Origin of the sequence: Cellulosimicrobium sp. NPDC057862, from assembly GCF_042797035.1 — a bacterium.
Classification (GTDB): domain Bacteria; phylum Actinomycetota; class Actinomycetes; order Actinomycetales; family Cellulomonadaceae; genus Cellulosimicrobium.
In genome coordinates, this window is the sequence record NZ_JBHVMH010000007.1 from 1 (window position 1) to 19,810 (window position 19,810).

The 19,810-nt window shown below is 73.6% G+C and carries 16 protein-coding genes; 8 read left to right on the forward strand and 8 right to left on the reverse strand.

Features of this window, described 5'->3' with window-relative positions; genetic code table 11:
• Positions 1-52: 52 nt before the first annotated feature.
• From ACFVN3_RS10670 to ACFVN3_RS10685, 4 genes are all read right to left on the reverse strand, one after another.
• A complete protein-coding gene (locus tag ACFVN3_RS10670; RefSeq protein ID WP_378232797.1) occupies positions 53-964 on the reverse strand; it encodes an LLM class flavin-dependent oxidoreductase in 912 nt (303 codons plus the stop codon).
• Between the two features lie 94 nt (positions 965-1,058).
• Complete coding sequence (locus ACFVN3_RS10675) at positions 1,059-2,366, reverse strand: hemolysin family protein (protein ID WP_378232798.1); 1,308 nt, start codon at positions 2,364-2,366, stop codon at positions 1,059-1,061.
• A gap of 36 nt (positions 2,367-2,402) precedes the next feature.
• On the reverse strand, positions 2,403-3,503 hold the full coding sequence (locus ACFVN3_RS10680) for a DUF808 domain-containing protein (protein WP_378232799.1): 1,101 nt from the start codon (positions 3,501-3,503) through the stop codon (positions 2,403-2,405).
• Positions 3,504-3,614: 111 nt separating this feature from the next.
• Entirely contained in the window at positions 3,615-6,185 is a 2,571-nt protein-coding gene (locus ACFVN3_RS10685; protein WP_378232982.1) for a leucine--tRNA ligase, read from the reverse strand.
• Between the two features lie 321 nt (positions 6,186-6,506).
• Between ACFVN3_RS10685 and lpdA the strand changes: the two genes are divergently transcribed.
• A complete protein-coding gene (lpdA, locus tag ACFVN3_RS10690; RefSeq protein ID WP_154798340.1) occupies positions 6,507-7,913 on the forward strand; it encodes a dihydrolipoyl dehydrogenase in 1,407 nt (468 codons plus the stop codon).
• An 88-nt stretch (positions 7,914-8,001) separates the two neighbouring features.
• Here the strand turns inward: lpdA and ACFVN3_RS10695 are convergent, their stop codons facing one another.
• On the reverse strand, positions 8,002-9,363 hold the full coding sequence (locus ACFVN3_RS10695) for a lytic polysaccharide monooxygenase (RefSeq protein WP_378232801.1): 1,362 nt from the start codon (positions 9,361-9,363) through the stop codon (positions 8,002-8,004).
• A gap of 203 nt (positions 9,364-9,566) precedes the next feature.
• On the opposite strand from ACFVN3_RS10695, the gene ACFVN3_RS10700 reads away from it, so the two are divergent.
• From ACFVN3_RS10700 to ACFVN3_RS10725, 6 genes are all read left to right on the forward strand, one after another.
• Entirely contained in the window at positions 9,567-10,607 is a 1,041-nt protein-coding gene (locus ACFVN3_RS10700) for an adenosine deaminase (protein WP_378232802.1), read from the forward strand.
• Positions 10,608-10,866: 259 nt separating this feature from the next.
• A complete protein-coding gene (gene murA / locus ACFVN3_RS10705; RefSeq protein WP_064317243.1) occupies positions 10,867-12,183 on the forward strand; it encodes a UDP-N-acetylglucosamine 1-carboxyvinyltransferase in 1,317 nt (438 codons plus the stop codon).
• Between the two features lie 75 nt (positions 12,184-12,258).
• On the forward strand, positions 12,259-13,563 hold the full coding sequence (locus ACFVN3_RS10710) for a sensor histidine kinase (RefSeq protein ID WP_378232803.1): 1,305 nt from the start codon (positions 12,259-12,261) through the stop codon (positions 13,561-13,563).
• Positions 13,560-14,165 (forward strand): DNA-binding response regulator, encoded by a 606-nt coding sequence (locus tag ACFVN3_RS10715; protein ID WP_047232570.1) that lies wholly within the window; start codon positions 13,560-13,562, stop codon positions 14,163-14,165. The genes ACFVN3_RS10710 and ACFVN3_RS10715 overlap by 4 nt, the downstream gene beginning before the upstream one ends.
• A 32-nt stretch (positions 14,166-14,197) precedes the next feature.
• Positions 14,198-14,923 (forward strand): lysophospholipid acyltransferase family protein, encoded by a 726-nt coding sequence (locus ACFVN3_RS10720; protein WP_378232804.1) that lies wholly within the window; start codon positions 14,198-14,200, stop codon positions 14,921-14,923.
• Between the two features lie 29 nt (positions 14,924-14,952).
• Complete coding sequence (locus ACFVN3_RS10725) at positions 14,953-16,002, forward strand: NAD(P)H-dependent glycerol-3-phosphate dehydrogenase (protein WP_378232983.1); 1,050 nt, start codon at positions 14,953-14,955, stop codon at positions 16,000-16,002.
• Positions 16,003-16,029: 27 nt separating this feature from the next.
• Here the strand turns inward: ACFVN3_RS10725 and ACFVN3_RS10730 are convergent, their stop codons facing one another.
• On the reverse strand, positions 16,030-16,692 hold the full coding sequence (locus tag ACFVN3_RS10730) for a hypothetical protein (protein WP_378232805.1): 663 nt from the start codon (positions 16,690-16,692) through the stop codon (positions 16,030-16,032).
• A 229-nt stretch (positions 16,693-16,921) separates the two neighbouring features.
• On the opposite strand from ACFVN3_RS10730, the gene ACFVN3_RS10735 reads away from it, so the two are divergent.
• Positions 16,922-17,281 carry a DUF6191 domain-containing protein gene (locus ACFVN3_RS10735; RefSeq protein WP_378232807.1) on the forward strand — a complete coding sequence of 120 codons (360 nt, stop codon included), beginning with the start codon at positions 16,922-16,924 and terminating at the stop codon, positions 17,279-17,281.
• A gap of 16 nt (positions 17,282-17,297) precedes the next feature.
• On the opposite strand, the gene ACFVN3_RS10740 is transcribed toward ACFVN3_RS10735, so the two are convergent.
• A complete protein-coding gene (locus tag ACFVN3_RS10740) occupies positions 17,298-18,449 on the reverse strand; it encodes a trans-sulfuration enzyme family protein (protein WP_378232808.1) in 1,152 nt (383 codons plus the stop codon).
• Between the two features lie 144 nt (positions 18,450-18,593).
• Positions 18,594-19,784, reverse strand: coding sequence for an acyl-CoA dehydrogenase family protein (locus tag ACFVN3_RS10745; protein ID WP_378232810.1), 1,191 nt, complete (start codon positions 19,782-19,784; stop codon positions 18,594-18,596).
• Between the last annotated feature and the right edge of the window lie 26 nt (positions 19,785-19,810).

Sequence of the window (19,810 nt, forward strand, 5' to 3'; positions counted from 1 at the left end):
CCGGGGAGCCGATGATGCGTCGTCGGCTCCCCGGCGCCCGCCTCCCGCCGTCTCAGGGTCGGGGCGGGCCCGCGTGGATCGCGGCCAGGAGCGAGTCGGGGGTCGCGGTCTCGGGGTTCCAGCGCGACTCGACCCACCACGCCGCTCCGGCGTCGGCGAGGCCGGCGAGCTGGTCCGCCGCTGCCGCCCGGTCGGCGGGGAGCTCGCCCTGCACGACGACGTCGAAGGGCCGGCCAGCGTCGAGACCCAGCTCTGCGCGGCGCTCGGTGAGCCAGGCGAGCAGGGCGGAGACGTCGTCGGGCGTGGGCACGTCGAAGCCGCGCTCGCCCCGGAGCTGGAGCACGATCCCGTCGGCGCGCAGCGCCCGGTCGAGCGAGCGCAGGGGCGGTCGCTCGGCGTCCCAGACGCCCACCGGCCACACCGGCACGTGGTGCCCGACGACCGGGCGCTCCACGGGCCGCGGGAGGAACAGCATCTCGCCCGCGTGCACGTGCGTGCCGTCGAACGTGAACCGCTCCCCGGACCACGCGCGATCGAGGTAGGCGATCGCGTCGTCGAGCAGCTCCGCGCGCTCGCGCAGGGTCTGGAGCTGGCCCGGGACGGCCGAGAAGCCGCCGTCGTCGAGCACGCCCACCCCGACGGGCAGGACGAGGCGCCCGCCCGACAGGTGGTCGACGGTCAGCGCCTGCCGCACGACCTCCCACGGCCTGCGGCGCGGGAGGGCGAAGACCATGGCGCCGAGCGCGATGCGCTCCGTCCGGACCGCCGCCGCGGCGAGCACCGCCCACGGGTCGAACGTGTCGACCGGCATCGACAGCAGGCTCAGCCCGTCCCACGAGAAGAACCCGTCCCAGCCGGACTCCTCGGCCCCGACCGCCATGTCCAGCACCTGGGCCGCGGAGCCGAAGCTCCCGACCACCCCGACCTTGATCCCCGACCCTGTCTCCGTCGTCGCTGCGCTCATCCGCCCGACGCTACGCCCCGCCACCCACACCGCTGAGTGCGTGAAATAGTCGCGTTCCAGCACCTCGCGCGCGACTCTTTCACGCACTCAGCGGTCAGGGGAGCGGGGTGACGTCGAGACGGACGATGCGGCGGCGGGCGACGTCGGTCACGGTGAGGCGGCGGTCGTCGACGTCGACGTGGTCGCCCACCGTCGCCAGCCGGCCGAGCTGCGCGACGACGTAGCCGGCGACCGTCTCGTACGGGCCGTCGGGCAGCTCGACGCCGGTGCGCCGCGCGAACTCCTCGATGGTCTGTCCGGCGTCGACGCTCGTCGCGGTGCCGTGCTCGCGCGCCGGCGACGGCTCGTCGGGGTCGTACTCGTCGCGGATGTCACCCACGAGCTCCTCGACGAGGTCCTCGAGCGTGACGATCCCGTCGGTCCCGCCGTACTCGTCCACGACGACGGCGATGTGCACGCCCTCGCGGCGCATCTGCGACATGGCGGGGAGCACGGTGTTCGTCGCGGGCAGGGCGAGGATCGGGCGGACGACGTCGCGCACCGCCAGGGCGCGCCCGGTCGTCGGGTCGGTCGCCGGGTGGTCCGGGCAGTCGCGCCCGAGGAGGTCGCGCACGTGGAGGAACCCCACGACGTCGTCGAAGTCGTCGCCGGTCACGGGGTAGCGCGAGTACGGGCCCGCGGCGACGGTCGCGGCGGCCTCGGAGAGCGTCGTGTCGGCTCTGAGGAACGCGACCTCGCCGCGCGGCGTCATGGCCTCGGCGAGCGACCGGTCGCCCGCCTGGAACACGTCGTCGAGGATGCGGCGCTCGTCCTCGGGCAGCGACTCGTGCGCGAGCACGATCTCCCGCAGCTCCTCCTCGCTCATCTCCTCGCTGCGCGCCGACGGGTCGCCGCCGAGCAGGCGCACGACGCCGTCGGTCGAGCGCGAGAGCAGCCAGATGACCGGCCGCATGAGCGTCGCGAAGCGGTCGAGCGGCGGCGCGACGACGAGCGCGACCCCGGCCGACCGCTGGAGCGCGATGCGCTTGGGGACGAGCTCGCCGAGCACGAGCGAGAGGTAGGCGATGACGAGCGTCAGCCCGACGAGGGCGACCGTGTCCGCGAGCGCGCCCGACAGCCCGAGGCCCTCGAGCGCGGGAGCGAGGTCGGGGGCGAGCGTCGAGGCGCCGTACGCGGCCGAGAAGAAGCCCGCGACGGTGACGCCGATCTGGACGGCGGCGAGGAACCGGTTCGGGTCGCGCGCGACGGCCGCGACGCGGGCGCCGCGCGCCGACTGCCTCTCGAGCCGCGCGACCTGGCTCTCGCGCAGGGAGACGAGGGCGATCTCGGTGCCGGCGAACACGCCGCCGACGAGGATGAAGAGCAGGACGAGGCCGATGTTGGCCCAGGTGCCGGAGTCCATGCTCCATCCAAGCAGGCCGCGCGGCCCGCCGCGGGATCAGCGGTCCGTGGGCTCCCCGCCGGGGTTCGTCCGGTCGGGGTCGGGGTCGGGGTCGGGGTCGGTCGGCTCGGAGACACGCGGCGCGCTCTCCGGCGCGGTGGCCTCGGTCGCAGTCCCCGCCGTCGAGTCATCGGTCGCGTCGGTCGTCGCCTCTTCGGTGGCCGGCTCGGCGTGCTTGCGGCGGGGGATGAAGTGCGCGACGAGGACGACGACGCCACCCACGAGGATGCCGACGACGGCCGAGCACGCCGTGTTGACGAGCCAGCCGAGGAACCCGCCCACGCCCGCGACGCCGGTGACCGCGTGCTCGAGGTGGTGCACGACGTCGTACGGGCCGTGCCAGCCGAGGTCGTACGCGCCCTGGAGCAGGATGTGCCCGCCGACCCACAGCATCGCGATGATCCCGACGAACGAGATGACGGCCATGACCTTGGGCATCGCGCCGACGAGGCCGCGCCCGAACGACTGGACCCAGGGCGTGTCGCGCTTCGCGAGGTGCAGGCCGATGTCGTCCATCTTCACGATGAGCGCCACGACCCCGTACACGAGCACCGTGATGAGCACCGCGACGATCACGAGGATGACCAGGCGCGACCAGAAGCCCTCGGAGGCGACCTCGTTGAGCGCGATGACCATGATCTCCGCGCTGAGGATGAAGTCGGTCCGCACCGCGCTCGAGACGACCGAGTCCTCGTCGACGGCCTTCTTCTCGGCCTTCGTCTCCACCTCGGCGTGATGCTTGCCCGAGACGAGCTCCCACACCTTCTCGGCACCCTCGAACGCGAGGTACGTCCCGCCGAGCATGAGCAGCGGCGTGAGCAGCTGGGGCAGGAACTGGCTCAGCAGCAGGATCGCCGGGAGGATGAACAGCAGCTTGTTGCGCAGCGACCCGGTCGCGATCCGCTTGACGACGGGCAGCTCGCGCTTGGCGGCCAGACCCTCGACGTAGCGGGGCGTGACGGCGGTGTCGTCGATGACGACGCCGGTCGCCTTGGCGCTCGCGCGCCCGGCGGCCGCGCCGACGTCGTCGATCGACGCGGCGGCGAGCTTGGCGAACGCCGCGATGTCGTCCAGGAGAGCAGCGAGTCCGAAGGCCATGGGGAGGTGCTCCGTGCGCCGGCCCGCGTCGCCGCGCACGGGCCCGCTGGTCGAGTGGACGCGGCGGCAGCATCGTAGCGACTGCGGGCCCGACGCCGCCGCCGCGGTCCGTCAGGACCTCGCGTCGCGCGTCACGACGTTCACGACGTGCGGTGCGCGCACGACGACGCGCACGACCTCGCGCCCGGACGTCGCCCGCACGACGCCGCCGGTCGCGAGCGCGAGGTCGTGCAGCGCGCGCTCGTCGACGTCCGCGGGCACGCGCACCCGGTCGCGGACCTTCCCGTCGACCTGGACGGCCGCCACGACCTCGTCCGCGACGAGCAGCGCCGGGTCGACGGCGGGCCAGGTCGCCTCGGCCACCGACGGCTCACGGCCCAGCCGGTGCCAGGCCTCCTCGGCCGTGTGCGGCGCGAACAGGCTCAGCAGCACCGTGACCGCCTCGACGGCCTCGCGCACGGCAGCGGCGTGCGCTCCCGCGTCCTCGCCCGCCACAGGGCCGTCCTCGGACGCACGCCGCGCGGCGGTGACGAGCTCCATGACGCGCGCGACGACCACGTTGAACCGGTCCCGGTCGAGCAGGTCCTCCGCCTCGTGCACGGTCCGGTGCGTGGCACGGCGCAGCGCGTGCGCGCGCGACCCGGGCACGACGACGGCCCGTGCGCCGGGACCGGACTCGCCGGGCGAGGAGCCCGGACCGACGGCGTCCGCGAGCCGCAGCACGCGCGCGCAGAACCGCCGCATCGCGCCCGGGTCGACGTCCGCCCAGTCCACGTCGTCCTCGGGCGGCCCCGCGAACACCATCGCGAGGCGGACCGCGTCGGCGCCGTGCCGGTCGAGCTGCTCGCCCAGGTCGACGCCGTTGCCGAGCGACTTGCTCATCGCCCGCCCGCCGTTGAGGACCTGTCCCTGGTTGAGCAGCGTCGCGAACGGCTCGACGACGTCCACCCACCCCTCGTCGTGCAGGAACTTCGTGACGAACCGGCTGTACAGCAGGTGCAGGATCGCGTGCTCGACGCCGCCCACGTACTGCGCGGCGGGCATCCACCGCCGCGCGTCCTCGGGGCGGAACGGGGCGTCGTCGGGCGGGCCGTCGCCACCCAGCGAGCAGTACCGCAGGAAGTACCAGGACGAGTCGACGAACGTGTCGAGCGTGTCCGGGTCGCGCTCGGCGTCCGCGCCGCAGCGCGGGCACGGCACGCGCCGCCACGCGTCGGCGGCGGGGGAGGCGAGCGGCGACCGGCCGCGGGGGAGCAGGTCGTCGCCCGCCAGGTCGGGCAGCCGCACGGGCAGCTCGTCCTCGGGGACGGGGACGACGCCGCATCCCGGGCAGTGCACGACGGGCACCGGGGCGCCCCAGTAGCGCTGGCGCGAGACCAGCCAGTCGCGCAGCCGGTACGACGTCGCGCGCTCGCCCGCGTCGTCGGCCTCCAGCCGGGCGATCGCGCCCTCGACGCCGCGCCACGTCTCGCCCGACCCCGCGGGCAGGCCGTGCGCGGCGGCGAAGCGCGCGTCGCGGTCGTCGTGCGCGGGCACCCCCATGACCGCCCCTGTCCCGTAGCCGGGCAGGACGTGGTCCGCCGCCCAGACGGGCAGCCGCTCACCCGAGACGGGGTGGCGGACCCAGGTACCGAGGAACGTCCCGGCGCTCGGACGCTGCGCGTTCGTGCGCTCGATCTCACCGGACGCCCACGCGGCCTCGCGGTGCCGGGCGAGCGCGTCCGCGCGCTCGGGCGCGCACAGCGCCGGCGCCAACGGTCCGTCCGGCGCGACGGCGACGAACGTCGCGCCGGGCAGCGTGTCGGGGCGCGTCGTGAAGACCTCGACGAGGGTCGGGCGCACGGCGACGGGAGGCGTGTCGACCGGCCCGTCCGTCGCCGTCGTGCGTCGCGGCCCCGCCGCCGCGTCACGTCCCGGGTGCGGGCCGCCGTCGGGCACGACGGGGAAGCGCACGCGCGCGCCCGTGCTGCGCCCGACCCAGTTCCGCTGCATCGTCAGCACGCGCGCGGGCCACGCGCCCTCGAGCGCGTCCATGTCGTCGAGCAGGCGGTCGGCGTACGCGGTGACGCGCACGAACCACTGCGTGAGCTCGCGCTGCACGACGACCGCCCCGCACCGCTCGCACCGGCCGCCCACGACCTGCTCGTTGGCGAGCACGGTCTGGTCGTCCGGGCACCAGTTCACGGGGGCGGTCGCACGGTAGGCGAGGTCGCGCTCCAGCAGCCGCAGGAACAGCCACTGCGTCCAGCGGGAGTACTCCGGGCGGTGGGTCTCCAGGCGGCGCGACCAGTCGAACGACACCCCGTACCGGTGCGCCGTCGCGGCCTGCGTCGTGATGTTGGCCTCGGTGAAGACGGCGGGGTTCTCGCCGCGACGGATCGCCGCGTTCTCGGCGGGCAGCCCGAAAGAGTCCCAGCCGATCGGGTTGAGCACGTCGAACCCGCGCAGGCGCCAGTACCGCGCGACGACGTCCTCGAGCGCGAACACCTCGGCGTGGCCCATGTGCAGGTCGCCCGAGGGGTACGGGAACATCGTCAGCAGGTAGCGGCGGGGGCGGGCGCCGTCGTCGCGCGCGCGGAACGTTCCGTGCTCGGCCCAGTACCGCTGCCAGCGGTCCTCGATCTCGCGGGGTGGCCCGCCGAGCACGCGGTCGTCGCCCGAGACGGGCTCGACATGGTCGATCCCCGCAGGGTCGGCGGGGGCGGAGGGGTGAGGTGGGTGTGCGGCGTCCACGGGAAGGCTCCTCGAGAAGGTGGGCTTCGTCGTCGGGCACTCGCCGTGCGCTGGCCGGTAGCTCGACCGGGACGCGCAGGCACCGCCGCGCTGAGCGTGCCCGCCCGGCGGGCTCAGCGCGGCCGGCGAAGGAGGAGCCGCAGGTGTCGCATCCCGGACATCGTGACCCGCTCGACGGCGCAGGGTCAACCCTCGCGGTACCGGCAGGTGTGGCGGACGTCGCGCGCGAGGGCACCCCAGGGCCGATCCGGCGCCAGTAGGCTGGTCGCCATGGCATCCCACTACGACGTCGTCGTCCTCGGTGCAGGTCCCGGTGGTTACGTGGCCGCGATCCGTGCAGCCCAGCTGGGCCTGTCGGTCGCGGTCGTGGAGGAGAAGTACTGGGGTGGGGTGTGCCTCAACGTGGGCTGCATCCCGTCCAAGGCGCTCCTGCGCAACGCCGAGCTCGCGCACATCTTCCAGCACGACGCGAAGACCTTCGGCATCTCCGGAGAGGTCAGCTTCGACTTCGGCGCGGCGTTCGACCGCTCGCGCACCGTCGCGGAGGGGCGCGTCAAGGGCGTGCACTTCCTCATGAAGAAGAACAAGATCACCGAGTACGACGGCCGCGGCACGTTCCGCGACGCGCACACGCTCGACGTGAAGCTCGCTGACGGCTCGACCGACCAGGTGACGTTCGACAACGTCATCATCGCGACCGGCTCGAAGGTGCGCCTGCTCCCGGGCGTCGAGCTGTCCGAGAACGTCGTCACGTACGAGAAGCAGATCCTCACGCGCGACCTGCCCCGCTCCATCGCCATCGTCGGCGCGGGCGCGATCGGCATGGAGTTCGGCTACGTCCTCAAGAACTACGGCGTGGACGTCACGATCATCGAGTTCCTCGACCGCGCGCTGCCCAACGAGGACGCGGACGTGTCGAAGGAGATCGCCAAGCAGTACAAGAAGCTCGGCATCAACCTGCTCACGTCGACCGCCGTCCAGACCGTCAAGGACAACGGCACGGCCGGCGTCACCGTCAGCTACAAGGGCGTGAAGGACGACAAGCCGGGCGAGCTCGTCGTCGACAAGGTCCTCATGGCCGTCGGGTTCGCGCCCAACGTCGAGGGCTTCGGCCTCGAGAACACCGGCGTCCAGCTCACCGAGCGCGGCGCCATCGCGATCGACGACGTCATGCGCACGAACGTCGAGCACATCTACGCGATCGGTGACGTCACCGCGAAGCTCATGCTCGCGCACGTCGCGGAGGCGCAGGGCGTCGTCGCGGCCGAGACCATCGGCGGCGCCGAGACCCTCACGCTCGGCGACTACCGCATGATGCCGCGCGCGACGTTCTGCCAGCCGCAGGTCGCGAGCTTCGGCCTCACCGAGCAGCAGGCCCGCGACGAGGGCTACAAGGTCAAGGTCGCGACCTTCCCGTTCATGGCGAACGGCAAGGCGCACGGCCTCGGCGACCCGACCGGCTTCGTCAAGCTCATCTCCGACGAGACCTACGGCGAGCTCCTCGGCGGCCACCTCATCGGCCCCGACGCGTCCGAGCTGCTGCCCGAGCTCACGCTCGCGCAGAAGTGGGACCTCACCGTCTACGACGTCGCACGCAACGTGCACACCCACCCGACGCTGTCCGAGGCCGTCCAGGAGTCGATCCACGGCCTCGCGGGGCACATGATCAACTTCTGACACGGGACAGGGCTGCTCGCGGCCCGGTCGTCATGACACCACGGTGCGCCGGCAGGGACGTCCCTGCCGGCGCACCGCCGTCTGCGGGTCAGCCGCAGGCCGCGCCGTTGAGCGCGAAGCCTGCCGGCGCCGGGTGGATCCCGGCCGTGGCGGTCGCGCCGTTGTAGCCGAACGTGACGGACTCACCGGGGGCGATGCCCGTCTTCCACGCGGGGTGGGTCGCCGTGACCCTCGTGCCCAGCTGGGCGACCGTCGCGCTCCATCCCGGGACGTCGACCCGCTGGCCCCCGGGGTAGTCGAACGTGACGACCCAGCTGTTCACCGTCGCCGCGGACGTGTTGGTCACCGTGACCGACGCGGTGAACCCGCTGCTGCTCCCGCCCCAGCCGGGCGCGGAGTAGTCGACGGTGCACGCGCCGGTGGGCTCTGGCACGCCGCCGTCGTCCAGGGTGGTGAACGTGACGTCCCTGGCCACGGAGACCGCTCCGGTGTGGTCGTTCCGGGACCGGACCGCCACGGTGTACGCGGTGTCGGGTTCCAGTCCGGTGAGGTCGACCATGGGCGATCCGTCGGTGCTCGCGATCACCTGGCCGGTCGCGGGGTCGAGCACGTCGTACCCGGTGACGCACCCGGACTCGGCCGCGCCCCACATGACGTGCGCGCTCGTGGCGGTGACGGACATGGCCATGACGGATCCCGGGGCGCCCGGCGTCTCGCCGGGGCACGCGGGCTCGGTCGGCTCGCCGCCGTCGTCGCCGATGCCCGTGACCTCGCCGTCGCCGCCGTCGAACGCGACGTCGGAGCACGAGTAGAAGTTCTCGTTGCTGTCCGAGCGGACCCAGTGGGTGAAGATCATGTGGTCGCCGCTGCGGTCGGCGGGGAGCGTGACGTCCCAGTAGTAGTAGTTCAGGGCACCCGGTCCGCCGGTGTCCGGCGGGTTGGTCACGGAGTCGATCAGCTCGAGGTCGTCCCACGCGAGCGGGCTCGACGGGTCCCAGCCCTCCTCGGTGACGTACACGTCGAAGCGCCCGGGGTGCTCGGCCCAGTTGTTGTGCTGGAACTGGTAGGTCTCCCCGGCGGTCAGGTGCGTCCGCGGCCAGTCGTCCCGCACGGCGTTGAACCCGCTGAAGTCGTACGGGCCGCGACCGCCGCCGTCGCAGATCTGCCCGTCCGGGATGTAGCCCGCCGTCCGGCCTGCGCCGTTCGAGTCCAGGTTGCCGAACCAGTTGTAGAACGCCGAGGTGCCGCTGACCGCGTAGGCGTTCGCGCACGCCGGGTTCTGCGGGTCGACCTGACCGTTCGCCGTCCCGCCGTCCACCCAGCACAGGTACTGACGGCTCCCCGGGAACACCTCCGCCCCGTGCGCCTCCGCCGGGGCGGGCGGTGAGGCCGCCACCAGGCCCGCCGCGCCGAGGACCACCGCGGCGGCCCACGCTGCCATGCGTCGCATCTCTCCAGCTCCTTTGCTCTCGGATGTCGAACACGACGACCATGCCTCGCACCCCACCCTCGGGGGCAGTCGCCTAATCGATTCGGCCCTGCGTCGGCCCGACCCGCCCGACGCCGGTGCGGCCGTCCGGTGCACGGGTGCGCCCCGGGCGTCGGGCACGGGAGAGGATGAGGGCGGGGGACACCGACACGAGAAGGAGACCCATGCCTGCGCCCACGACGCCCACCCGCGAGTTCGTCACCGGCCTGCCCAAGGCGGAGCTGCACCTGCACCTCGAGGGCACGCTCGAGCCCGACCTCAAGCTGCGCCTCGCGCAGCGGAACGGGATCGACATCGGCCAGTCGACGGTCGAGGAGGTGCGCGCGACGTACGCGTTCGACTCGCTCACGAGCTTCCTCGCCGTGTACTACCCGGCGATGGAGGTGCTGCAGACCGCGGACGACTTCTACGAGCTCGCCGACGCGTACCTCGCGCGCGCGGCCGCCGACGGCGTGAAGCACGTCGAGATGTTCTTCGACCCCCAGGCGCACACGTCGCGCGGCGTGCCGTTCGAGGCGGTCGTGACGGGCTACCACCGCGCCGCGGCCGAGGCACCGAGCAAGCACGGCATCGACGCGCACCTCATCCTGTGCTTCCTGCGCGACCATTCCGCGGAGAGCGCGGTCGAGACCCTGGAGGCCTCGGTGCCGTTCCGGGACAAGATCCTGGGCGTCGGGCTCGACTCGGACGAGCGCGACAACCCGCCGCAGAAGTTCGCCGAGGTCTTCGCGCGCGCCCGCGAGCTCGGCTACCGGCTGACGATGCACTGCGACATCGACCAGGTCGGCAGCATCGACAACATCCGCACCGTGCTCGACGAGATCGGCGTGGACCGCGTTGACCACGGCACGAACGTCGTGGAGGACCCGGCGCTCGTCGACGTCGTGCGCGAGCGCGGGCTGGGCCTCACGTGCTGCCCGATCTCGAACTCGTTCGTGACCGACGACATGAAGGCGACGGAGATCGCGGGCCTGCTGCGCTCGGGCGTGCGCGTCACGGTGAACTCCGACGACCCGGCGTACTTCGGCGGGTACGTGGCCGACAACTACGTGGCGCTCGCGGAGGCGGCGGGGCTGACGACGGAGGAGGTCGTGCAGCTCGCGCGGAACTCGTTCGAGGCGTCGTGGCTGGGCGACTCGCAGCGGGCCGCCTACCTGGCCGAGGTCGACCGGTACGTCGCGGGGTTCGACGCGGCCGCCGTCTGACACGCCGGACGCCTGCCCGTGTCTCGGCCCACGAGCCGCGCGGCACGGGCGGGCGTACCGGGGAGTAACGTGTCGGGGACGGCCGCCGCCGTCCGGATGGCGGCGAGCATGCCCGCAGTGGGTGAATAATCTCCGGGTGCCGCACGTTGGCGCACTCGGGACCCGCAGCCGCGGACGAGCCGTCCGCGGCCCGACGCGCGGGCCCGGGCCCGCAGGGGCACCACGGACCATCGGCTTGGCGAGAGGGCGACCAGAGCTCATGAAGGATGTGCTGTACGTCAACGGCGGGACCCCGCTGGACGGGACGATCACCGTGCGGGGCGCGAAGAACTTCGTGTCCAAGGCGATGGTGGCGTCGTTGCTGGGGGAGTCGCCGAGCGTGCTGCGCAACGTGCCGCAGATCCGCGACGTCGGCGTCGTGACGGGGCTGCTGGAGCTGCACGGCGTGGCGGTGAAGTCCGACCCGGACGCGGGGATCCTCGACCTGGACCCGTCGAACGTCGAGTCGGCGCACGTCGCGGACATCGACGCGCACGCGGGCTCGAGCCGCATCCCCATCCTGTTCTGCGGCCCGCTGCTGCACCGCCTGGGCGAGGCGTTCATCCCCGACCTGGGCGGGTGCCGGATCGGCGACCGGCCGATCAACTACCACCTGGACATCCTGCGCCAGTTCGGCGCCGTCGTGGACAAGCGCGAGAACGGGATCCACATTCGCGCCCCGCGCCGCCTCCAGGGCACCAAGATCGCGCTGCCGTACCCGTCGGTGGGCGCCACCGAGCAGCTCCTGCTCACCGCCGTGCGCGCCGAGGGCATCACCGAGCTCGCCAACGCCGCGATCGAGCCCGAGATCATGGACCTCATCGCGGTGCTCCAGAAGATGGGCGCGATCATCTCGGTCGACACCGACCGCGTGATCCGCATCGAGGGCGTGGACCGCCTCGACGGGTACACCCACACGGCGCTCGGCGACCGCATCGAGGCGGCCTCGTGGGCGTCGGCCGCGCTCGCCACGGGCGGCGACATCACCGTCAAGGGTGCGACGCAGCCCGAGATGATGACGTTCCTCAACACCTTCCGCAAGGTCGGCGGCCGGTTCGACGTGCAGGACGACGGCATCCGGTTCTGGCACCCGGGCGGCGACCTGTCGCCGATCGTGCTCGAGACCGACGTGCACCCCGGCTTCATGACGGACTGGCAGCAGCCGCTCGTCGTCGCGCTTACCCAGGCCAAGGGCCTGTCGATCGTGCACGAGACGGTCTACGAGAACCGGTTCGGCTTCACGGACGCGCTGCGCGGCATGGGCGCGACCATCCAGGTCTACAAGGAGTGCCTGGGCGGTCGCGACTGCCGGTTCGGCCAGCGCAACTTCCACCACTCCGCGGTGATCTCCGGCCCGACGCCCCTGGCCGCGGCCGACATCGAGGTCCCCGACCTGCGCGGCGGCTTCTCCCACCTCATCGCGGCGCTCGCCGCGAAGGGCACGTCGACCGTGCGCGGCATCAGCCTCATCGACCGCGGCTACGAGAACTTCCAGGAGAAGCTGGTCGCCCTCGGCGCCGACGTCCGTCGCGACTGACCCGGGCGCGACGTCGCCGCAGGTCATGACGCCTGTCACGGCGGTGCGGCGCGCGTGCGTGGGACGCTGGTCGACGTGATCACCCGACCGCGCACGTTCCTCGACGTGTGGAGCCGTCGGACCGCCCCCGAGCGGTTCGACGCCTACACGCGCTGGTCGCTGTACCTGCTCTCGCTGTTCGAGCCGTTCCTCGCGCTCGTGCTCGTCGGTTCCGACCCGACGTTCCGGCCGGGGGCCGTCAACGCGTGGCTCGTGCTCGTGCTCGGGCACACCGTCACGTGCCTCGTCCTGCTGCGTGCGGGGGTGGTGCACTTCCTCGGGGGTCCGGTCGTGCGCCCGTGGCTGCTCGCTCTTCACGGGACCGTGTCCCTCGCGGTCGCGGTGGTCGGGTTCTGGACCTTCCCCGTCGGCTCCGCGGAGGACGTCGCCGGGAGCGCCCGGTACTACGCGCTCCTGGTGGGGTTCGGCTTCGGCACGCTCGCCGTCGTGCCGCTCCTCACGTTCCGGCGCCTCGCCCTGCTCGCGGTCCTGCTCGGGGCGATCACCGGGTGCTCCGTGTGGGTGGGGACCGGACCGGTCTCCTCGACCACCGTGGGCATGGCGGTCGGGCTCGGCGTGTCGAGCGCGGTCATGCTCGTCGCGATCTTCGGGTCCTACCGCGTGTCGGTCTGGATGCTCGGCATCGTGTGGGAGCAGGAGCGCACGCGCGTGCTGCACGCCCGGCTCGCGGTCGCGGAGGAGCGGCTGCGGTTCTCGCGCGACCTGCACGACGTCTTCGGGCGCACCCTGTCCGTGGTCGCCGTGAAGAGCGAGCTCGCCGCGGAGCTCGCCGCCCGCGGTCGCCCCGGGGCGGAGGAGCAGATGCTCGAGGTGCGCCGCATCGCGCAGGACGCGCTGCGCGAGGTGCGTGCCGTCGTCGCGGGATATCGCACCGCCGACCTCGGCGCCGAGCTCGTGGGCGCGCGCTCGGTGCTGCGCTCGGCGGGCATCGAGACGACCGTGCACGGCGAGGAGACGCCGGTCGGCACCGCAGCGCAGGAGGCGCTCGCGTGGGCCGTGCGCGAGGCCGTGACGAACGTCGTGCGGCACTCCACAGCGCGCACCTGCACGATCACCGTCCACCGGGACGGCACGTCGAGCGTCGTGGAGATCGTCAACGACGGCGCACCCGCCGACGCGGGGGACGGGCGCGGCTCGGGGCTGGTGGGGCTGCGCGAGCGGTTGGAGGGCGCCGGGGGGAGCCTGCGGACGTGGCTCGACGGCGGGCGGTTCGGCCTCGTCGCGCGCGTGCCCGACGACGGCGCGGCCCGGGGCGCACCGGCGCGGCAGCCCGACCGCGACCTCCCCGCTCCTGCCCCCGAAAGGACCACGCGCGCGTGATCCGCATCCTGCTCGCCGACGACGAGAACCTCATCCGTGACGCCGTCGCGTCGCTCCTGGCCCTCGAGGACGACCTGGAGGTCGTGGCGCAGGCTGCCTCAGGCCCCGAGGCCGTCGCCGCCGCCCTCAAGCTCGAGCCCGACGTCGCGGTGCTCGACCTCCAGATGCCCGGCCTCGACGGGGTCGAGGTGGCGCAGCGCCTCGCGCGCGACCTGCCGTCGTGCGGTGTGGTGATCGTCACGAGCCACGGCCGGCCGGGCTATCTCAAGCGCGCGCTGGAGGCGGGCGCGCGCGGGTTCCTGCCCAAGACGGTCTCGTCGCGCGTGCTCGCGGACGTCGTGCGGCAGGTGCGCGACGGCGGCCGGTACGTCGACCCCGAGCTCGCCGCCGAGGCGATCGCGGCGGGCGCGAGCCCGCTCACCGCGCGCGAGGCGGACGTGCTCGAGCTCGCCGCCGACGGCGCGCCCGTCGAGGAGATCGCGACGCGCGCCCACCTGGCCCCGGGGACCGTGCGCAACTACCTGTCGTCGGCCGCCGCGAAGCTCGGGGCGGCGAACCGTCACGAGGCGGCGCACGTGGCGCGGCGGCACGGCTGGATCTGAGCGGAGGGCCGCGCCCGGTAGGCTCGGTGACCGTGCCGAGCCTGCCCGAGACCCCGCGCGCGTACAGGACCCTCGCGTTCTTCCTGCGCCCGATCCTCTTCGCGATCACCCGCCGTGACTGGCGCGGTGCGGAGAACCTGCCCCCGACCGGCTTCATCGCCGCAGCGAACCACGTCACGGAGGTCGACCCCGTGACGCTCGCGCACTTCCTCTACGACCAGGGGCGCGCGCCCAAGATCACGGCCAAGGCGTCGCTCTTCACGGTGCCGGTCCTGGGCGGCCTCCTGCGCCGCACGGGCATGATCCCGGTCCACCGGGGGACGTCAGGTGCCGCGCAGTCCCTCGTCGACTCCACCGCGCGCCTCGGCGAGGGGGAGTGCGTCGTGTTCTTCCCCGAGGGGACGTTGACGCGCGACCCCGACGGCTGGCCGATGGTCGGCAAGACGGGCGTCGCGCGCCTCGCCCTGACGAGCCGCGCCCCCGTCGTACCCATCGCGCAGTGGGGAGCCGAGCAGCTCCTCGCGCCGTACGGCAAGGTGTTCAAGCCGATCCCGCCCAAGCGGGTCGCCGTGCACGCCGGACCGCCCGTCGACCTGTCCGACCTCTACGACCGCCCGCAGGACACCGCGACGCTGCGCGAGGCGACCGAGCGCATCATGACGGCGATCACGCGCCAGCTCGAGGAGATCCGCGGCGCGAAGGCGCCCGCGGAGCGCTTCGACCTGCGTCAGCACCCGGGCTCGGAGCGCCGCCGGTGAGCGGGGACCAGACCGTCGAGATCAGCCCCGTGCCGCTCGGCGCCGACGACGTCCCCGCCGCGGAGCGCGTCGTCGCCGCGGTCCTCGGGTCGGGGAGCTGGGGCACGACGTTCGCCGCCGTGCTCGCCGACGCCGGCTGCGAGGTCCGCCTGTGGGGTCGCGACCCCGAGGTCGCCGCGCAGGTGAACTTCTCCCGTCGGAACGAGAAGCGGCTGCCGGGCATCGAGCTGCCCGCGGGCATCCGGGCCACGACCGATGCGCGCGACGCGCTCGCCGGGGCGGGCCTGGTGGTCGTCGCGATCCCCTCGCAGGTCGCGCGCACGACGCTCGCCGAGCTGCGCCCGTACCTGGAGCCCGACGCCGTCGCGGTCTCGCTCATGAAGGGCGTCGAGCTGAGCACCGACCGGCGCATGAGCGAGGTCGTCGCGGAGTCCCTCGGGCTGCCGCCCGAGCGCGTCGCCGTGGTGTCCGGACCGAACCTGGCGCGCGAGATCGCGCACCGCCAGCCGACGGCGACCGTCGTGTCGTGCGTCGACGAGGACGTGGCGCGGTACGTCGCGCGGGCCTGCTCGTCGTCGTACTTCCGCCCTTACACCAACCGCGACGTAGTCGGGGTCGAGCTGTGCGGGGCCGTGAAGAACGTCATCGCGCTCGCCGTGGGGATCGCGCAGGGCCGCGGTTTCGGCTACAACACGACCGCCACCGTCATCACGCGCGGCCTCGTCGAGATCACGCGCCTGGGCCTCGCGCTCGGCGCGGACGCCGAGACGTTCCCCGGCCTCGCGGGCATGGGCGACCTGGTCGCGACGTGCTCGTCGCCGCTCTCGCGCAACCACACGCTCGGCAAGCACGTCGGGCAGGGGCTGAGCCTCGACGACGCGATCGCCGCGACCGGCGGCACGGCCGAGGGCGTCAAGTCGTGCCGCTCGGTGCTCGAGCTGGCGCAGAAGGTGGGCGTCGAGATGCCGATCACCGCCGGCGTCGTCGCCGTCCTGCACGAGGGAATGCCGGTCGACGAGATGGCACGTGGCCTGCTCGCGCGGCCCCAGAAGGCCGAGGGGATCTCGGCGGAGCGCTGACGTCGACCGCGGCGGGCGACGCCGTCGTCAGTCGTCGTCGCGGACGTCGACCACCACGCGCGTCGGGTCCTCGAGCGCGAACACCCGGAACGGGCGCTGCTCGTCGTCGACCCCGACGAACGCCTGCGTGTAGCCCTCGAAGACGCCGCGCAGCAGGACCTCCTCGACCTCGCCGTCGTCCCCCGCGCGCACGGGGTTGGGACCCGCGTACTCGTCCACCCCGGTGTCCATGGGGTACCCCGAGCCGGAGATCATGACCTGGAGGTAGGCGTCGCCGTCGACCGCGACGACGTCACCCTTGCCGTCGTCGACCGGCTGGTCGACGTACTCGACGCGCCACCCGGGCGTCCCGGTCCCGCCGAGCTCGAGGACGACCCGGTCGTACCCGTCGTGGTGCCCGATCCGGATGTCCGTCACGGTCAGGGCCGCGTCCGCGGACGGGTCCTGCGTGTCCGGCTCGGTGTTCGCGGGGAACGGGAGCGGTGCCTCGGTCGCGTCGTCGGGCGGTGCCGTGGAGTCGTCCGTCGGGCTCTCTGCCGGGGCGTCGGTCGGCGAGTCCGTGGGGCTGGGCGAGCCACCCGTCGCGGTGTCCGACGGCGACGGGGAGTCGTCCGTGCCGCCGGGGGTGCACGCGGCGAGCGAGAGCGCCAGCAGCCCGACGACGGCCGTCGCGGCCCGCGGTGACGCCACGGCCCCGCGTCGCCCCCGGTCGCCACGGTCTGTCCGCCTCGTTCGTCGTGCCGTCATGGACCGATCGTAGAAACTGCAGGTCACGCTCGCGCGGCGGACGGGCCACGGTGAGGTCCCGGTCCGGTCACGAAGGGGTCTCGGCGAGATCGCGCCGTCGTCTGGTAGGTCTTGCGTGCGCGGGTCCTGGTCGTCGTGACCCCGCCCAGGTGGCCGACGCTAGGCTCGGAGGATGGTGCAGTGGATCGGCACAGACGTGGTGGGCGTGCTCGTCGCGGTCGCGCTCACGGTGCTGCTCGTTGTCGGGATCACGCGGTTCACCTCCGGCTCCGAGGCGCGCGCCCGCCGCGACGCGGGCGGGGGCGAGAGCGCGTCGTCGGGCATGTTCGGCGAGATCGTCGAGATCTTCCAGCCGAGCCGCACGCACCTCACCGAAGAGAAGGAGCGCGAGCGCCTCGACATCGTGCAGCGCCCCGCCGAGGGCCGCCCGTTCGACGTCGACCTCGACGGCGGCGTCTTCTACGTCCCGCCGGACCGGCCGGACCCGTCGAACCTGTCGCGGCCCGCGCGCCCGGACGCGGAGACGCGGTAGCGCGCCTCGGGGGAGATCAGCCGGCGGGTGCCCGCAGCGCTCGGTCGAGGTCCCGCCAGAGGTCCTCGACGTCCTCGATGCCCACGGAGAGCCGGAGCAGGTCCTCGGGAACCGTGAGCGACTCGGTCGCGAACCGGCGGCGACGTTCCAGGCTCGACTCCACGCCGCCGAGACTCGTCGCCGGGACCCACAGGCGCACGGCACCGATGACGGCGTCCGCGCCCGCCGCCCCACCACGGGGCCGGACACCGAGGATCGAGCCGTACCCGGTCATGAGGCGCGACGCGCGCTCGTGCCCGGGGTCCGTCGGCAGGCTCGGGTGGCGCACCTCGACGACGTCGGGGTGGTCGGCGAGGCGCCGCGCGAGCTCGGCGGCGTTCGCCTGGGCGCGCTCGACGCGCAGCGCGAGGGTGCGCAGGCCGCGCAGCGCGAGCCACACCTCGAACGGACCGGGGATCGACCCGTGGAGCGTCCGGTAGGCGCGCAGCGTCGCGGTGAGCTCGGCCGTGCGCGCGACGGCCGCGCCGAGGACGACGTCGGAGTGCCCGGCGAGGTACTTGGTCACCGAGTGCACGACGACGTCCGCGCCGTGGGCGAGCGGCTGCTGCCCGAGCGGGGTCGCGAACGTGTTGTCGACGGCGGTGAGCACGCCCCGCTCGCGAGCGGCCGCGAGCAGCGCGGGCAGGTCGGCGACCTCGAGCATGGGGTTCGTCGGGGACTCGACGAGCAGGAGCGAGGCGCCGTCGAGCGCGGCGACGACCTGGTCGGTGTCGGCGACGTCCACGTGGACGACCTCGACACCGGCGCGCGCGGCGAGGTCGTCGGCGAAGCCGAGCGTCACCTGGTACGCGTGCCGGGGGAGGACGACCTTGCCACCGGCCGGGACGACCGAGAAGGCCGCCGCGATCGCCGCCATCCCGGACCCGAAGGCCACGCCGGGGTGCTCGCCGCCCTCGAGCGCGGCGAGCGCCTCCTCGAACGGGTGCCAGGTCTCGGTGTCCATGCGCGTGTACAGGAGCTCACCAGGCTGCTGTACACCCTGCGAGACGTACGTCGACGAGAGCACGATCGGCGGGTTCACGGGCGCACCCTGCGTCCGCTCGGGGCGCCCCGCGGCGACGACGACGGTCGCGGGGGAGAGGGAGGCGGAGACGTGCGCGTCGTTCATGGCGGCAGCGTACGCCCGGTCGCACGACACATGCCCCGGGCGATCACCTCCCGGCACGGTCCCGGACCCGCCGAGCATGCGGTCGTAGCCCGTCCGGTGGTCGGGACGAACCACAGCTGCATGCTCGGCGGGCGACCGCGAGGCTCAGTCGAGCGGGCCTAGCAGGGACTGCGCGACCGTGGAGTGCGCGGACTCGTCGTCCGACGGGTGGAAGATCCCGGCGAGCACGTCGCGGTACAGGCGGCCCAGCTCGTTCCCGGCGAAGTAGCTGGACCCACCGGCGACGCGCACCATCTGGTCGACGACCGTCTTCGCCGTCTCCGTGGCGCGCACCTTGAGCCCGGCGGTCGCGCGGAACCAGCCGGCGCCTCGGTCCACGAGCGCGTCGAGCTCGCCCGCGACGGTGTCGATCTGCGGCCAGACCGCGTCGAGCGCGAGCGCGGCGTCGGCGAGGCGCCAACGGATGTCCGGGTCCTGCGCGAGGGACGCGCCGTCGTTCTTCATCGACGTGCGGCGGCGCGCCGCGGCGACGCCGAGCTCGAGCGCGCGCTCCGCGATCCCGGTGTAGACGGACGCGAGAAGGGTCTCGAACGTCGTGAAGATCCCGACGACGAGCGGGTCGAGCGTGGGGCCCGGCGCGAGCCGCCGGACGACGCGGTCGGCGGGCGCGTGGGCGCCGTCGAGCACCGTGGACCGGGACTGCGACGCCCGCATGCCCATCGTGTCCCAGTCGTCGAGCACCTCGACCCCGGAGTCCCGGGTGACGAACGCGTGCACGAGGCGCGGGGCGTCGTCGGACACCGTGTCCAGCCCGAGGACGCCCAGGCGCGTCCACGCCGGCGAGTTGGACGTGAAGATCTTGCGGCCGTGGAACGTGTAGCCGCCCGAGCCGTCCGGACGCGCCTCGGTGCGGGACCCGAGCAGGACGAGGTCGTTGCCGCCCTCGGAGTACCCGAAGCCGAGCACCTCGCCGCGACCGGCCTCCTCGAGCAGCCAGTCGAGCGAGGCGTCGCCACGCTCGTGCAGGTAGCGCGCGACGCCGGTCCACACGTGGTGCATGTTCACCGCGAGGGCCGTCGCGGGCGCCGCGCCTGCGAGCCGCGCCTGCTCGTGCGCGACCTCGCGCAGGCCGAGCCCGGCGCCGCCGAACGACGTGGGCACGAGCGCGCGCAGGTACCCCGCCTCGGTCAGGGCGGCGAGGTCCTCGTCGAAGAACGCGTTGTCGCGGTCGTAGCCGGCCGCGCGGCCGCGGACGGCGTCGAGCAGGTCGTCGGTGAGGAGGGTGCGCGGCCGAGCGAACGGCGGAGCGAACGGCGGGGCGACGGGCGTGGACATGGCCTGCCTTCGGTCGGGGCGGACGG

What these genes read in the sequence shown, in the direction of transcription:
- ACFVN3_RS10670 (WP_378232797.1), bottom strand. Translation starts at nt 964, where the DNA reads ATGAGCGCAGCGACGACGGAGACAGGGTCGGGGATCAAGGTCGGGGTG.
- ACFVN3_RS10675 (WP_378232798.1), bottom strand. Translation starts at nt 2,366, where the DNA reads ATGGACTCCGGCACCTGGGCCAACATCGGCCTCGTCCTGCTCTTCATC.
- lpdA (WP_154798340.1), top strand. Translation starts at nt 6,507, where the DNA reads ATGGCATCCCACTACGACGTCGTCGTCCTCGGTGCAGGTCCCGGTGGT.
- murA (WP_064317243.1), top strand. Translation starts at nt 10,867, where the DNA reads ATGAAGGATGTGCTGTACGTCAACGGCGGGACCCCGCTGGACGGGACG.
- ACFVN3_RS10740 (WP_378232808.1), bottom strand. Translation starts at nt 18,449, where the DNA reads ATGAACGACGCGCACGTCTCCGCCTCCCTCTCCCCCGCGACCGTCGTC.
- ACFVN3_RS10680 (WP_378232799.1), bottom strand. Translation starts at nt 3,503, where the DNA reads ATGGCCTTCGGACTCGCTGCTCTCCTGGACGACATCGCGGCGTTCGCC.
- ACFVN3_RS10735 (WP_378232807.1), top strand. Translation starts at nt 16,922, where the DNA reads ATGGTGCAGTGGATCGGCACAGACGTGGTGGGCGTGCTCGTCGCGGTC.
- ACFVN3_RS10695 (WP_378232801.1), bottom strand. Translation starts at nt 9,363, where the DNA reads ATGCGACGCATGGCAGCGTGGGCCGCCGCGGTGGTCCTCGGCGCGGCG.
- ACFVN3_RS10700 (WP_378232802.1), top strand. Translation starts at nt 9,567, where the DNA reads ATGCCTGCGCCCACGACGCCCACCCGCGAGTTCGTCACCGGCCTGCCC.
- ACFVN3_RS10745 (WP_378232810.1), bottom strand. Translation starts at nt 19,784, where the DNA reads ATGTCCACGCCCGTCGCCCCGCCGTTCGCTCCGCCGTTCGCTCGGCCG.